This window comes from Novosphingobium sp. ERW19 (assembly GCF_012641315.1).
Taxonomy (GTDB): domain Bacteria; phylum Pseudomonadota; class Alphaproteobacteria; order Sphingomonadales; family Sphingomonadaceae; genus Novosphingobium.
In genome coordinates this window covers 12749-26676 of record NZ_JABAIC010000009.1, presented here as the reverse complement: position 1 = coordinate 26676, position 13928 = coordinate 12749, and the positions used below count along the sequence as shown (strand labels likewise).

The window sequence follows — 13928 nt, the reverse complement described above, 5'->3', positions numbered from 1 at the left end:
CGAATCAGCGAACGGTGAAGGCGTACTGGCCTTCGATGCGGTGCTGGTCGGCAGCAACCGCATGCCACTTGAGGTTATAGCTGCCCGCCGGAAGAGCGCGCGGCAGGGTGATGGTCAGGACCTTGCCGGCAGCGGCGGTCTTGAAGCCCTTGATCGGCATCGGCGCATGGTTGGCCATGCCCGGCATGCCGGTCATCACCAGCTCAATGCCCGAAAGCGGACCGACCAGCTCTTCTGAGAACGTCAGGGTCAGCTTGGTCGGCTTGGCCACGGCCGTATTCGGGGCCGGGTTGGACGAAAGGAGCTTGGGATGGGCAAAGGCTGCGCCGGGCATGGCCAGCATGGCAAGGGCAGGAGCAGCAAGGAGCGCAAGACGGCGCATGGGAAGTCCTTTCGGGTTGGGATCTAGGAGGGTTTACGCAGCAATTCCCGGCATCCCTCAAGCCATAGCGCAAATTTTGTCTTGAGGGATTTTGCCCGAGCGCGCGTAATGGGAATTGCGTGGAAAAAGGAACCCAGCCAGCAATGGCCGATATCGACGAACTCTTGGGCGCTCTTGCCGCCAAAGCACCTCCGCCTGCACTCTTCGTCATCGATGAAGAGGTGATGCGCGGCCTCGCCCGCAGGCGCGAGAGTGCCACGGCACGGCGCGGCATGGTCATGGCCGTGGCGATTGCCGCCGTCGTCGGAATCGTCGGCTCAGTCGCCCCTGCAGCGCCTGCCCAGGCGGAACCCCTGTTCGGCGTGCCTTCGGGCGCGCCCTCGCACCTGCTGGCGGACTGATGGGCGCGGCCTTGCGCTATGTCGTGGTGGCAGTGGTCTCGGCCGCCGTCGCCCTTGCCGCCAGCCACTTTGCGCGCGGCTTCATGCCGATGCAGCACGGCAGTGAACTGCACCAGCTCATGCACGAGCGGCTCGATCTCTCGGCGCAGCAGAACCTGGAGATCGACCGGCTCGAGACGGAATTCGCAAACAAGCGCCGCACGCTGGACGAGCGCCTGCGCGCTTCGAACGCAGATCTCGCCCGCGCGATCGAGAGCGAACACCAGATCGGCCCCAAGGTGACCGGCGCGGTCGATGCCTCGCACATGGCGATGGGCGAGCTGCAGAAGGCGACGCTGGCCCATGTCTTCGCGATGCGCGCAGTGCTCAACCCCAGCCAGCAGGCGATTTTCGACCGCGAGATCGCCCGCGCCCTCACCGCGCCCGCCCCCCCTTCGCCCGACCGCCGCTGATCCGGTGGCGGGGGGCGACGCTCCAGACGAAAGCGACCCACAGCTGGTCGCCAGCGCGCTTGCCGGCAGGCAAAGCGCCTACGCAACGCTGATGGCACGCCATCGCGAGGCCGTGTACCGGCTCGCCCGTCACCACACCGGCGACGAGGGCGAAGCGCTCGACGTCACGCAGGAAGCGTTCATCGCCGCCTTCGCCGCGCTGGCGAAGTTCGATGCCGCCCGCCCGTTTCGCGCCTGGCTGATGCGCATCGCCGTCAACAAGTGCCGTGATTGGGCGCGGCGCCGTGCGGTGCGGCGGCTGTTCCGCATGGCGCGGCCCCTCGAAGATGCCTTCGACGTTGCCGACCACGGCCTCGATCCCGAAGCTGAAGCCATATCGCGGCGCGAGTTCGCCCGCGTCTCGGCCGCCATCGCCGCGCTTCCGGCCAATCTCAAGGACCCGCTGATCCTGTGCCGCCTCGAAGGAATGAGCATGGCCGAAGCCGCCGACGTGCTCGGCCTTACCGAGAAGGCCGTCGAAACGCGGATCTACCGGGCACGGCAGAAATTGTCGGAAATGCTTGAGGGATAAGCCGTCGTCCTGCGTAATCGCAGGTAATGACCGACACGCTCCATCTCAATCGCCGCAACCTGCTTCTCGGAGCAGGTAGCCTCGCCGCAATGCCGCTTGTCCCTGCCTGGGCGCAATCGGGCCACGGCGGCCATTCGCGTAAAGGCGGCGCCATGGCCGGGCGCAACACCGGCGGCGTGCTTTCGGGCGAGAGCATTGCCCTGTCCATCGGCGCGGCGAAGTTCGCGGTGGGGGATCGTTCTGCCCCCGCCATCGCGGTCAACGGTTCGATCCCCGCCCCGCTCATCCGCCTGCGCGAAGGGCAGAAGGTGCGCATCGCCGTTACCAACACGCTGGGTGAACAAAGCTCGATCCACTGGCACGGGCTGCTGGTGCCGTTCCAGATGGACGGCGTGCCCGGCCTGTCGTTCCCCGGCATCGATCCGGGCGAGACCTTCACATACGAGTTCCCGATCGCGCACTCCGGCACCTTCTGGTATCATTCGCACTCGGGAATGCAGGAGGCCGAAGGGCTTTACGGCCCGATCCTGATCGACCCCGCCGAGCCCGACACCGCCGCCCCGTTCGACCGCGAATACGTGCTGATGCTGGCGGACTGGAGCCCGATGAACCCGCACGAGCAGCTGCGCAAGTTGAAGGCCATGGGTGGCTATTTCAACTGGCAACGGCAAACCGTGGGCGGCTTGCTGAAAGGCCGTGACCAAAGCCTCAAGGACCGGCTCGAATGGGCGAAGATGCGCATGGATGCGACCGACATCTCGGACGTCACCGGCGCGACCTATTCCTTCGTCATCAACGGGCACGACACCGCCGCCAACTGGACCGCGCTGTTCCGTCCCGGCGAACGGGTCAAGCTGCGCATCATCAACGCCTCGTCGATGACCAACTTCAACTTCCGCATCCCCGGCCTGCCGATGACTGTCGTCGCGGCCGACGGCTGCAACGTCCAGCCGGTCGAGACGGATGAGTTCCAGATCGCGATTGCCGAAACCTACGACGTGATCGTGCAGCCGACCGAAACCACCCCCTTCGGCATCATCGCCGAGGCGATCGACCGTTCCGGCCTGGTCCGTGCCACGCTTGCGCCGCAGATCGGCATGGCCGGGGCCATCCCCGCCCGCCGCGCCCGCCCTGTCCTCACCATGCGCGACATGGGCATGGACATGAGCGGGATGGACATGGGGACGGGCGGCGAGATCGACCTGTCCCAGCCCGCCAACGAAAGCATGGCCGGCCATTCCATGAAGATGCGCGACCTCTCCCTTGCGCCCGGCGTGAAGCCGGGGCCGGGCGTCGCCACGATCTCGCCAATGCCCGCCGACCGTCTGGCCGACAAGCCGACTGGCCTCGAGGATGTCGACCACCGCGTGCTGACTTATGCCGATCTGCGCTCGCGCGATGCCAACCCCGATCGCCGCACGCCGTCGCGCCAGATCGACGTGAACCTCACCGCCAACATGGAGCGCTACATGTGGTCCATCGATGGCGAAACCATCTCCGACGGCGCCAAGCCGATCCCCTTCCGCAAGGGAGAGCGGGTGCGGGTGAACCTGATCAATCACACGATGATGCCGCACCCGATCCACCTGCACGGCCACTTCTTCGAACTGGTCACGGGAGAGCCGGGCAACCGCCCGCGCAAGCACACCGTCAACGTCCTGCCCGGCGGCAAGGCCAGCTTCGATCTCACCGCCGATGCCGAGGGCGACTGGGCGTTCCACTGCCACATGCTGCTGCACATGCACGCCGGGATGATGCGCGTCGTGACTGTGCGCAGCTCGGGAGACGCGGCATGAAGCGCCTGCTGCTCGCCGGTGCGGCCCTGATCGCGACGCCCGCCCTCGCCCAGGAAGCGCAGGACCCGCACGCCGGCCACGATATGAGCCAGATGCAGGGCCAGATGGATCATTCCGGGCACGACATGGGCGCCATGGACGGCCAGACTGCCGAGGAGCCGGCAATGCAGGGCATGGACCACTCCATGCACCAGCAGCCAGCGCCAGACACGCCCGCCGCCGCCCCCGCCGACGCCCCCGCCGACACTGCGCCGATGGATCACTCGGCCCACATGGGCCATGCCATGCCCACTGTAACCGACAGCGAAGTCGGCAATGCACCGCCGCCGCCCGTCCCGACCGACAATCCCGCCGATGCCTTCTGGGACAAGCAGCGCATGGCGCAGGCCCGCGCCGATTTGTCAAAGGAAGGGCGCTTCTTCGGCAACGCACTGATCCTCGATCGCCTCGAATATCGCCCGCGCAATGGCAAGGACGGCTATGCGTGGCAGGCCATGGGCTGGATCGGCGGCGATATTGACCGCCTCGCCGTCGAAACCGAAGGCGAAGGTGCCTTCGGCGAACCGCTTGAAACCGGCGAAGTTCGCGCCGCCTGGCGCCACGCGCTCGATCCGTGGTGGAACTTCGAACTCGGCGCGCGGCAGGACTTCGGCGCTGGCCCCGATCGCACCTACGGCGTGATCGGCTTCGAAGGCCTTGCCCCCTACTGGTTCGAAGTCGGCGCCCACGCTTTCGTCTCGAACAAGGGCGACGTGCACTTCCGGCTCGAGGCAGAGCACGACATGCGCCTGACCCAGCGCCTGATCCTGCAACCCTCGATAGAGATCGACGCTGCTGCGCAGGACGTGCCGGAACTCGGCATCGGCGCGGGCCTTGAAAAGGTCGAACTGGGCACCCGCGTCCGCTATGAATTCGCGCGCGAATTCGCGCCCTATGTCGGTGTACACTGGGAGCGCAAGCTTGGCGAAACGGCCCGGCTGGCGCGCCTCGAAGGCGAAAGTCCCTCGCAGGTCAGCGCCGTGGTCGGCTTAAGGATGTGGTTCTGAATTCGTATCCGGCTTGCCCGCTTGCGCGGCAACGTGCGACAAAGCCCGGATGCAGCGAGTGTTTTCATGAATCCGGGCCATGCAGGCGTGATCGCCCAGACCATCCAGCTGGCCCTTGCCCCGGTGTTCGTCCTCGTGGCGATCGGCAATATCATGAACATCCTCACGACGCGGCTTGGCCGTATCGTCGACCGGTCCCGCGCCCTGCAAAGCCAGCACGCGCAGACCTCGGGCCGGGAGCATGATCTTGTCGTGATCGAGATTCGCTATGTCGATCGCCGCATCCATCTCATCGGCCGGGCGCTGCTGCTGCTGGTCGTGTCCGGCCTCGCGATCGGCGTCACCGTGGGATCGCTGTTCATCGGTGAAATGGCCGGGCTCGAACTGCGCAACCTTACCGGCATCACCTTCTTCGGCGCCATCGCGCTGCTGATGATTGCCCTGGTCTATCTCCTGCTGGAAACGCGCATAGCCGCCAGCTCCTTGCGCCTGCCGCAGGAATTGCTCGAGCTCGAACGCGATATCCCGCACCGGCAGTGACCCGCACGGTGTTCAGGCGCTTCGATGATGTGGGAACGTAGAAAGCCCGACGCGGCGCGAACGTTGTCGCATCCTCTCCCAAGGCCGCGTCGGGCAACGTTTACGCGGGCTGAATAGCGCATCCCCCAAGGGCTGTCACAAACAATCCGCTTTCGCGCGCAGCATGGCGCAAACCTGATGCAAACGCACAACACCACGCCTGCCGCACAAGCAGAAAGGCCCCGCATCGCTGCGAGGCCTTCCCGAATTTCAGCGCATTAAAGGTCAGTTGACCTTCTTCACCGTCTTCTTTTCCGGCGCGATCGAGATCCTCACCGTTTCCCCGTTGTTGCCGGGGAAGTCGGTGAACATCGCCTCGACGAGGTTCGGCACGACATAGGACAGGCGATTCGACGACGAGGCTGCTTCGGCCTTGCCTTCGAACAGGCGCTGGCCATCGGCACGGCGGTCAATCTTCAGGTCCATGCCCGAGGTGTAGACGGTCACGACGTCAACGCCGCCACCCCAGCCACCGCCGCCAAAGAAGAACGGGTCGTTCCATCCCCAGCCCCAGCCGCCGCCGACTATGCCACGACGGCCCCAGCGACCATATCCTGGGCCCCAACCCGGGCCCCAGCCGCCCCAGCCACCCCAACCGCCCCAGAACGGGTCGGCAAAGCCGGTGGAACGGACGCGGTCACGCCCGCCATCGATACCGTAGTCGAACTTGACCAGCAGGTCCGCGGTTTCAGCGGAAGCGGGCTGATAACCCAGCTTTTCCATCTGCCGACCAACCAGCGAGGCGTACTGCGCGAACTCGAGCCCGCCTGCATCCCGGGGATCGTCGGCCACGACCGCGAAGGTCTGGCCAGCCGGTGCCGGCAACTGCGCCTGGAAACGCTTGACGTCAGCCTTGAACGGCGTGGCACACCCGGCGAGCGAGACGAGCATCAGCGAAACAGCCGAAAGCCCCAGAAGACGGCGCTTGCCGGAAGACGAGGGCTTCACTTTGGAAACGGAATTCATCCTTGCGACTCCTGTTATGCGTCCGCCGCCCCTTGCCAGACACACGCACTGCATAGCATGCCGCCTTTTTGGACGGGAAGTGCTGAATGCACGTTGAATGGTGCCTGCAACATATGTTGCAGGCACGTAATGTTTTGCAACGAACTGACGGAAAATCAGCCCCTTACAAGGCCCAATGCCTGATAGGTCTGCCTGAGCGTCGGCGCTGCCAGATCCCGCGCCTTCAACGCACCCTTGGCCAGAATCGCGTCCAGCGCCTCGCCGTCCTCGCGCAGCTGGCGATAGCGTGCCGCCATCGGCGACAGCGTCTCGACCAGCAGTTCGCCCAGCGCCGGCTTGAACTGGCCGAAGCCCTTGCCCTCGAATTGCGCCAGCACTGCGGCCGGGGTGGTCCCGGCCATCGCCGCATAGATGCCGACGAGGTTGTTCGCCTCGGGCCGCCCGGCGAGGCCCTCCACCGTGCCCGGCAGCGGCTCGGGATCGGTCTTGGCCTTCTTCACCTTCTGCATGATCGCATCGGCATCGTCGGTCAGGTTGATACGGCTCATGTCAGAAGGATCGGACTTGCTCATCTTCGCGCTGCCATCGCGCAACGACATGATGCGCGCGGCCTCGGGCGGAATGATCGGATCGGGCAGCGTGAACAGCGGTGCGTCCTCGGCACAGAAGTCGTTGTTGAACTTCTGCGCGATGTCGCGCGCCAGTTCCAGATGCTGCTTCTGGTCCTCGCCCACCGGCACGTGAGTCGCCTGGTAGAGCAGCACGTCAGCCGCCTGCAGCACCGGATAGGTGAACAGCGCGACGGACGCGCCCTCGCGGTTCTTGCCCGCCTTGTCCTTCCACTGCGTCATGCGGTTCAGCCAGCCCATACGCGCCGTGCCGTTGAGCAGCCATTGCAGTTCGGCATGGGCGGGCACCTGCGCCTGGTTGAACAGGATCGACTTGTCGGGATCGATCCCGCACGAAACCAGCGCCGCCACCATCTCACGCGTGTTGGCGGCGAGTTCTGCGGGAGAATGCGGCATCGAAATCGCGTGCAGATCGGCAAGGAAATAGAGGCACTGCCCGCCCTTGGCCGACCACTCGTCCTGCATGCGCACCCAGTTCCGGATCGCACCCAGGTAGTTGCCAAGGTGGAGATTGCCGGTTGGCTGGATGCCCGAAACGATACGCATTGAACTGCCTTCAGTTGGAGCGGCGGCGCCGCAGGAGAAGCTTGAGGTCGTCCACCCGGAAAGCCCCGGTCAGGACGGCGGCAAGGCCATAGACGACGACCCCACTGGTGACCAGTGCAGCCATCGCCGCAATGCGCAGGGTCCACGTGCCATGGACATAGGGCATCACCAGCCCTTGGCCGGCCCACAGCAACGCGCCCATCGCCAGCGCTGCCAGCGCCAGCCGCACGGTGCGCCGCTTGAGCCGCGCGTCCGCCGCAAAGTGCCCGCGCTTGACCAGCGTGTGATAGAGCAGCCAGACATTGACGGTCGAGGCTATCGCCGTCGCCAGCGGTGGCCCCATGTGCCTGAGCGGCACGATCAGCGCGAGGTTGCCAGCAAGGTTCACCACCATCGAGATCGTGGCATAGCGCACCGGCGTCTTCGTATCCTGCCGCGCGTAGTATCCGGGCGTCAGCACCTTGACGAGAATATAGCTCGGCAGCCCGATCGAGAACGCCGCCAGCGCCTGCGCGGTGAAATGCGTGTCCTGCGCGTCAAACTTGCCATAGCCGAACAGCGCCGCCGCAATCGGCTCGCCGCACAGCACCAGCGCCACCGTGGCAGGCAGGGTCAACAGCAGCGCCAGTTCCATGCCCCGGTTCTGCGTCTCCATCGCCGCAGCCTCCTCGCCCCCGCCCAGCTGGCGCGAGATCGTCGGCAGCAGCACGGTGCCAAGGCCGATGCCGATCAGCCCCAGCGGCAACTGGTTCAGCCGGTCGGCCATGTAGATGTAGGTGACCGAGCCGTGATCGAGCAGCGATGCGGCAAGGGCCGTCGAGATCACCAGATTGATCTGCACTGCACCCGCGCCTGCCGCCGCCGGCAGGATCAGCTTGAGCAACTGCTTCACTTCCGGCGAAAGCCTTGGTCGCCTAAGGCGCAGCCGCACCCCGTTCTTCCGGCAGGCCCATGCGAGCCACGCCAGCTGCAACGCGCCCGATACCGACACCGCAATCGCCTGATTGCGCGCCGTCACCAGCGGATCGTCGGAATGGAAGCCCAGCAGCGCCACGATCAGCGTCAGGTTCAGCAGGATCGGCGCCGCCGCGTTGACCCAGAACTTGCCCAGCGAATTGAGAATCCCGCCAAACAAGGAAACGATGCTGATCAGCATCAGGTACGGGATCGTCCAGCGCGAAAGTTCCACCGCATAGGCGAACTGGTCGGCGCTCACCCCGTTGAACTTGCCCGAAAGCAGCAGCGTCACCGGCCAGGCGAAGACTTCCAGCACCACCGTCATCAACAGCAGCACCGGCAGCAGCACGGCGAGCGCCGCCTCGGCAAAGTCCAGCCCGTCGCGCAGGCCAGCGCCTTCCGGATCGGCGACCTTCTTGTTGAACATCGGGATGAAGGCGCTGGCAAACGCCCCTTCCGCGAACAATGCGCGGAACATGTTGGGCAGCCGGAACGCGACAAGGAACGCGTCCGAGGCAAACGCCGCGCCGACGAACCGCGCGAACAGGCTGTCGCGCACCAGCCCGAGAATCCGGCTGAGCAGCGTCAGCCCGCCAATCGATCCGGTAGCCTTGAGGAGGTTCATAGCCGCACCCTTCGGGCCACCGGATTCAGTCTGTCAGATCAGGCCTGACCGGCCGGGGTCGCTTCCGCGGTCGCCTGGGCCTGCGCCAGCTGCTGCATGTACAGGCCGTTGAAATCGATCGGCTCGAGCATCAGCGGCGGATAGCCTGCATCGCGCACGGCATCGGCGACGATGCGGCGGGCGAACGGGAACAGGATGCGCGGACCTTCGGCGAACAGGAACGGATGGGCTTGGTCGTCGGGCACGTTGCGCATGCCGATGAGGCCGCAATAGGCCAGCTCGACGATGAACGCGGTGCCCTGGCTGCCCTTCGAGGTCACGTTGATCTTCAGCTCGATCTCGTGGATCTCCGGCTGGATCACGCGGGCCGAGATGTTGAAATCCACCGCGATGTCGGGCGCTTCGCTCCACTGGTAGGATTCGGGCGCATTGGGGTTCTCGACCGAAAGGTCCTTCACATATTGCGAGATCAGGCCGATCGCGGGCGAAGTGTCTTCCCCGTTGGGAACGGGACCATCGACGTTGAGATTCGAAATGATGTTGCCTTCGTCGGCCATGTAGACGTGCTTTCTGTGTGGGTTTCCCTTGGCCGCGCGACTAGCACCATGGCCAAAGACCCGCAATCCGCCTTGTCTTCGTCAAGCTCTGCGCAAGCGTCTGGCGCATCAGCGCCACAACTGGCCAAGATTCTTTGCCAAGGGATGAGCCCAAAGGGTCATGCACGCGTTGTTCATTTGTAATCCGTACCTATTTGAGGCACGTTGGAATGACGCCGTGAGCTCAGGTCTTCCGATCCGGGGCCATGGACAGTTCGGGAATCTTGCGCGTGATTGTTCAAATTGTGATCCTGGCGATGATTGCGGCCTTCCTTGGCCTGCGCCTCTACTCCGTCCTCGGCCGCCGGCCCGAGCATGACGAGGAGCCGATGCGCCGCCGGATCGAACAGCCCGATCCCTCCGCCAAAGCGCAGCAGCCGGTGCAGCAGCAAGGCGGTTCCGCCGCGCCGCGCCCGCGCGAACTCGCAGCGCCTGCGCCCAGCACGTTTGACAACAGTGCCGAAGCCGGCGTCCGCGCCATCATTTCGGCCGATCGCCGTTTCGATGTCGCGCAGTTCCTTGCCGGCTCCAAGGGCGCCTACACCATGATCCTCGAAGCCTTCTGGCGCGGGGACAAGGACGATCTGCGCCAGCTCTGCGATGCTGACGTCTTCGAAGGCTTCAGCTCGGCCATCGATGCCCGCGCCGCTGCGGGCGAAGTGATCGACGCCCGCGTGATTCGCATCGAGGAAGCGCGCATCGTCGCCGCCTCGATCGCAGGACAGACCGCGCGCATCACCGTCCGCTTCCTGGCTGACATCGCCTCGGTCACCCGCAACGCGGAAGGGCAGGTCATCGCCGGCTCGCTCGACGATGCGATCGAAGCCCGCGATCTGTGGACCTTCCGCCGCGACCTCACCTCGCGCGATCCCGACTGGCTGCTCGACGAAACCGACGAGGCCTGAGGCTTCAAGTGAGGGGCATTCAAGGGTTCTGTAAAACGAAGAGCGCTGCGATCATCGCGGCGCTCTTTCTGCTTGGCGGCTGCGTGCGCCTTGTGCCCGAAGGCAGTGCTCCGCGCCCGGTCACGCCGCCAACCCCGCCTGCGGTAAAACCCGCCACCGCCGCGCTCACCGGCGTCATGCGCGGCCCCGTCACCGCGGGCCTCGGCTTCAAGCCCGATAACACCGCCGCCGCCCTGCAGGCTTTCGCCACGTCCTGCCCCCGGCTGACCCGCCGCACCGACAATTCCGGCCTCACCCGGCCCGAAGACTGGGCGCCCGCCTGCACCGCCGCCGCCACCTGGCCCGCTGGCGAAGCCGCGCGTTTCTTCACCACCTATTTCGAAACCGCCGAAGTCGGCGATGGCGCGGCCTTCGTCACCGGCTATTTCGAGCCCGAGATCGCAGGGTCCCGCACCCGCCAGCCGGGCTACGACGTGCCGGTCTATGCCCTGCCGAAGGACCTCGTCCGCGCCAGGCCGGGCGATGCGCAACCCCTGCCCGATGGCAAGATGCCGCTCGGCCGCTATGACGATGCCGGCGTGTTCACTGCCTACCACGACCGCGGCCAGATCGAGGATGGCGCCCTGCAGGGCAAAGGCCTCGAAATCGCCTGGGCCGCCGATCCGGTCGAGTTCTTCTTCCTGCAGATCCAGGGCTCGGGCCGCCTGCGCGCCCCCGATGGCAGCGTGATCCGCTTAGGGTTCGCCGGACAGAACGGCCACGCCTACACCGGCATCGGCTCCTTGATGCGTGAGCGTGGGCTGATCGGCGCCTCGCCCGGGCAGTATTCCGGCTCGATGCAGGGCATTCAGCAATACCTGCGCGATTTCCCCGATGCCGGCAAAGCGCTGATGCGCCAGAATCGCAGCTACGTCTTCTTCCGCGAATTGACCGGCCCCGGCCCGGTCGGCGCACTGAACGTGCCCATCGCAGGCCGCAGCACCGTCGCCGCCGATCCCGCCTTCGTGCCGCTGGGCGCGCCGGTCTGGCTGCAGGTGGACCGCAAGGAAGCCAGCGGCCTTTGGGTCGCGCAGGATACCGGCGGCGCGATCCAGGGCGCCAACCGCTTTGACAGCTTCTGGGGCGCGGGCGCCGAAGCCCGCCAGATCGCCGGCGGCATGAGCGCAAGGGGCCGCGCCCTTATACTCCTGCCCAAGGGGACGCTGGCGCGTCTCGGCCAGCAGTGAGCAGGGCTCCGAGAGGCCTCTCCCCCGAAGAGGCCGACCTGTGGAACAAGGTCGCCGCCACCATCACCCCGATCCACCCGCCGCGCCCCAAGGCAAAAGCGGCCGAGCCAGCGCTGGCCACCACACTCCCGCCGCCGCTCCCGGCCAAGCGCGTGAAAGGCCGCATCCCCCCGCCACTTCCCACGCCAACGCCGACGCCCGTCGCCCGCCCCCTCCAAAACCACGGCCTCGATTCCAGCTGGGACCGCAAACTGGCACGAGGGCCGATCATCCCCGACGTGACCATAGATCTCCACGGCCTGACCCTAGACGCCGCCCATGCCCGCCTCAATGCCAGCCTGTCGCAAGCCCTCGCCATGGGCGCCCGCGTCATGCTCCTCATCGCCGGCAAGCCCCGCCCCCACGACGAACAAGACCAACGCGGCAACCGCCGCGGCGCCATCCGCGCCAAACTCTTGGATTGGCTAGCGCATAGCCCCCACGCCAGCCAGATCGCAGCAGTACGCCCCGCGCAGCCGAGGCATGGCGGGGCGGGGGCGGTTTATATCGTGCTGCGGAAGGGGCGGTGAACCCCACCAAAATCCTCCCCGTTTTTGCAAAGCACAAACGGGGAGGTGGCATTCGCGCCAGCGAATGACGGAGGGGCCGGTCGCAAAAAAGTTGAGTGATTCAGCGATATAATTAATGATGGCTTTTACAATCAGCCATATAAATATTTTTAGTATTCAGCCGTCAGTGAAATCAAAAGGTGCACAGTGGATCACGGCGCAACATTCGGTACCCTTGTCGATGTTTCAATCCGTGAAGCATGGTCACACGAAGCCCATCGTTTCACGCCGTGGCTCGCATCAAATCTTGATCGTCTATCAGCATTAATTGGCATTCCACTTGAACTGATCGGCACTGAAACCCGTGTCGGCTCCTTTAGTGCTGACATTCTTGCGAAAAATTCGGCGGACGACAGTATCGTTTTAATTGAAAACCAACTTGAAGCTTCGGATCATACCCACCTAGGCCAGATTATGACCTACCTTGCCGGGCTTTCAACTCATACGATGATTTGGGTTGCGCCGAATTTTCGAGACGAACACCTCTCAGCGATCCGTTGGCTAAACGAACATACAATTGACCCATTTGCGTTTTTCGCGATCAGAGTGCGAGTTCTGCGGATAGATAACTCACCCTTGGCTCCACTTTTCGAGATCATTGAGCGCCCGAATAATTGGGATCGCCAGCTAGCCCAGCAGAAGCGCACTGCAGAAGGCAACTTGAGCGAGTTAGGCCAAAACCGGCGGCAGTTTTGGACGCATTTTTGTGGCAAATATCCATCTTATGGGACACCTGATGCAGCGAGTTCCCGTTGGAGTATACTTCCTGGGACGGACGCAGTTGTAGTTCAATATCTCGCACGTGACAGTGTCGGTGTGTTTGTTAGGCCGCGTCGAGGTGGGGCGATGGAAGACTTGGCGATTGAGCTAGCGCCTTACCTCGCAGCTCTAGCAACCAGCCTCGCCGCGCCCGCCGGTGGTCAGACGAGTTTTCTCTCTCAAAATCTTAAAATCGATACCTCTAACCGGGAAAATTGGGATCAAATGGCAGATTGGCTCGATGAAAGAGTTCGGGCGTATCAAGAAACTTTTGCAAGTGTCTGCACCAGCTAAAACCAAGCGATACACTCAAGAACTGAATTGACAAAACGAACCATATAGGTTATACGCCCCGCCCACAGGTCAGGAGAGGGCACAAGGCCAACCCGCTCCTCTCCTTCGGAAGCTGACGCTGTGTGCTGATGCTTCCGGCGCGATCGGTGCGGCAGGTGCGCGTGGGTTCAATGCGGGGCGTAAAGCCCAAGACCCACCGGGCAACAACTGTCGTTACCCAAGGACAGACAGGACAACCCAGGGCTGATAGCACGGCGCCGAACCCTGAGCGACGCTGCGGATGCGGAACCCGCCATGACTTGCGTGACAATGTCGGCGCAAACGACAGGTTCTTTTCACGCAGCCGCTTGCCAGAAGCCAAGGCAGCAAGCGAGCCGCTGCCAAGGCTTCGTCCTTTCATCAGTGTCCGCCCTCAGGCTGAGCCGACCAGGGTTCGGAACCGCCCCCCGGCCACTCGCAACCGGTCCCGCGCCCCATCCCTTGCGTGCCGCAACGGCACCGCACCGGTCGCGCGATCTGTCAGCTTCCTCTCGGCGTTACCGTCCGCACTCGCCAGCGGATGATCTTCTGTATCAAAGCGTGGAATGGTT

General features: G+C 64.5%; 15 protein-coding genes. 10 read left to right on the top strand and 5 right to left on the bottom strand.

Annotation, left to right across the window (positions count from 1 at the left end; all coding sequences use genetic code 11):
• Nucleotides 1–4: 4 nt before the first annotated feature.
• On the bottom strand, nucleotides 5–382 hold the full coding sequence (copC, locus tag HGI46_RS16370; RefSeq protein WP_118074646.1) for a copper homeostasis periplasmic binding protein CopC: 378 nt from the start codon (nucleotides 380–382) through the stop codon (nucleotides 5–7).
• Nucleotides 383–525: 143 nt separating this feature from the next.
• Here copC and HGI46_RS16365 point away from each other — a divergent pair, with 143 nt between their 5' ends.
• From HGI46_RS16365 to HGI46_RS16340, 6 genes are all read left to right on the top strand, one after another.
• Nucleotides 526–783 (top strand): hypothetical protein, encoded by a 258-nt coding sequence (locus HGI46_RS16365; protein WP_168905113.1) that lies wholly within the window; start codon nucleotides 526–528, stop codon nucleotides 781–783.
• Nucleotides 783–1235: a periplasmic heavy metal sensor gene (locus tag HGI46_RS16360; RefSeq protein ID WP_168905112.1), complete on the top strand. Its 453-nt coding sequence runs from the start codon at nucleotides 783–785 to the stop codon at nucleotides 1233–1235. The genes HGI46_RS16365 and HGI46_RS16360 overlap by 1 nt, the downstream gene beginning before the upstream one ends.
• A gap of 4 nt (nucleotides 1236–1239) precedes the next feature.
• Nucleotides 1240–1806, top strand: a complete 567-nt coding sequence (locus HGI46_RS16355) for an RNA polymerase sigma factor (RefSeq protein WP_346766758.1) — start codon at nucleotides 1240–1242, stop codon at nucleotides 1804–1806.
• A 26-nt stretch (nucleotides 1807–1832) separates the two neighbouring features.
• The gene (locus HGI46_RS16350; RefSeq protein WP_168905110.1) at nucleotides 1833–3602 is read left to right on the top strand and encodes a copper resistance system multicopper oxidase; all 1770 of its coding nucleotides are present in this window, start codon (nucleotides 1833–1835) and stop codon (nucleotides 3600–3602) included.
• Nucleotides 3599–4648: a copper resistance protein B gene (locus tag HGI46_RS16345; RefSeq protein ID WP_168905109.1), complete on the top strand. Its 1050-nt coding sequence runs from the start codon at nucleotides 3599–3601 to the stop codon at nucleotides 4646–4648. Before HGI46_RS16350 ends, HGI46_RS16345 begins: the two co-directional genes overlap by 4 nt.
• Nucleotides 4649–4714: 66 nt before the next feature.
• A complete protein-coding gene (locus HGI46_RS16340; RefSeq protein ID WP_205525272.1) occupies nucleotides 4715–5188 on the top strand; it encodes a DUF2721 domain-containing protein in 474 nt (157 codons plus the stop codon).
• Between the two features lie 264 nt (nucleotides 5189–5452).
• On the opposite strand, the gene HGI46_RS16335 is transcribed toward HGI46_RS16340, so the two are convergent.
• The 4 genes from HGI46_RS16335 to secB form a co-directional block, all read right to left on the bottom strand.
• Complete coding sequence (locus tag HGI46_RS16335) at nucleotides 5453–6118, bottom strand: DUF4136 domain-containing protein (RefSeq protein ID WP_240946850.1); 666 nt, start codon at nucleotides 6116–6118, stop codon at nucleotides 5453–5455.
• A 230-nt stretch (nucleotides 6119–6348) separates the two neighbouring features.
• Nucleotides 6349–7368: a tryptophan--tRNA ligase gene (gene trpS / locus HGI46_RS16330; RefSeq protein WP_168905107.1), complete on the bottom strand. Its 1020-nt coding sequence runs from the start codon at nucleotides 7366–7368 to the stop codon at nucleotides 6349–6351.
• 10 nt (nucleotides 7369–7378) lie between these two features.
• Nucleotides 7379–8950 (bottom strand): murein biosynthesis integral membrane protein MurJ, encoded by a 1572-nt coding sequence (gene murJ, locus HGI46_RS16325; RefSeq protein WP_168905106.1) that lies wholly within the window; start codon nucleotides 8948–8950, stop codon nucleotides 7379–7381.
• Nucleotides 8951–8988: 38 nt separating this feature from the next.
• Nucleotides 8989–9507 carry a protein-export chaperone SecB gene (secB, locus tag HGI46_RS16320; protein ID WP_168905105.1) on the bottom strand — a complete coding sequence of 173 codons (519 nt, stop codon included), beginning with the start codon at nucleotides 9505–9507 and terminating at the stop codon, nucleotides 8989–8991.
• Between the two features lie 269 nt (nucleotides 9508–9776).
• On the opposite strand from secB, the gene HGI46_RS16315 reads away from it, so the two are divergent.
• The 4 genes from HGI46_RS16315 to HGI46_RS16300 all read left to right on the top strand — a co-directional run bounded on the left by HGI46_RS16315 (nucleotide 9777) and on the right by HGI46_RS16300 (nucleotide 13338).
• Complete coding sequence (locus HGI46_RS16315; protein ID WP_162895945.1) at nucleotides 9777–10451, top strand: Tim44/TimA family putative adaptor protein; 675 nt, start codon at nucleotides 9777–9779, stop codon at nucleotides 10449–10451.
• Nucleotides 10452–10459: 8 nt separating this feature from the next.
• Nucleotides 10460–11677, top strand: coding sequence for a murein transglycosylase A (locus HGI46_RS16310; protein ID WP_346766757.1), 1218 nt, complete (start codon nucleotides 10460–10462; stop codon nucleotides 11675–11677).
• The gene (locus HGI46_RS16305; protein ID WP_168905104.1) at nucleotides 11674–12246 is read left to right on the top strand and encodes a Smr/MutS family protein; all 573 of its coding nucleotides are present in this window, start codon (nucleotides 11674–11676) and stop codon (nucleotides 12244–12246) included. The genes HGI46_RS16310 and HGI46_RS16305 overlap by 4 nt, the downstream gene beginning before the upstream one ends.
• 186 nt (nucleotides 12247–12432) lie before the next feature.
• Nucleotides 12433–13338 (top strand): hypothetical protein, encoded by a 906-nt coding sequence (locus HGI46_RS16300; RefSeq protein ID WP_168905103.1) that lies wholly within the window; start codon nucleotides 12433–12435, stop codon nucleotides 13336–13338.
• Nucleotides 13339–13928 lie beyond the last annotated feature (590 nt).

Bases quoted from the DNA above. Each gene is read 5' to 3' on its own strand.
- HGI46_RS16350 (WP_168905110.1), top strand. From the start codon at position 1,833: ATGACCGACACGCTCCATCTCAATCGCCGCAACCTGCTTCTCGGAGCA.
- HGI46_RS16345 (WP_168905109.1), top strand. From the start codon at position 3,599: ATGAAGCGCCTGCTGCTCGCCGGTGCGGCCCTGATCGCGACGCCCGCC.
- secB (WP_168905105.1), bottom strand. From the start codon at position 9,507: ATGGCCGACGAAGGCAACATCATTTCGAATCTCAACGTCGATGGTCCC.
- HGI46_RS16335 (WP_240946850.1), bottom strand. From the start codon at position 6,118: ATGCTCGTCTCGCTCGCCGGGTGTGCCACGCCGTTCAAGGCTGACGTC.
- murJ (WP_168905106.1), bottom strand. From the start codon at position 8,950: ATGAACCTCCTCAAGGCTACCGGATCGATTGGCGGGCTGACGCTGCTC.
- HGI46_RS16360 (WP_168905112.1), top strand. From the start codon at position 783: ATGGGCGCGGCCTTGCGCTATGTCGTGGTGGCAGTGGTCTCGGCCGCC.
- copC (WP_118074646.1), bottom strand. From the start codon at position 382: ATGCGCCGTCTTGCGCTCCTTGCTGCTCCTGCCCTTGCCATGCTGGCC.
- trpS (WP_168905107.1), bottom strand. From the start codon at position 7,368: ATGCGTATCGTTTCGGGCATCCAGCCAACCGGCAATCTCCACCTTGGC.
- HGI46_RS16365 (WP_168905113.1), top strand. From the start codon at position 526: ATGGCCGATATCGACGAACTCTTGGGCGCTCTTGCCGCCAAAGCACCT.
- HGI46_RS16340 (WP_205525272.1), top strand. From the start codon at position 4,715: ATGAATCCGGGCCATGCAGGCGTGATCGCCCAGACCATCCAGCTGGCC.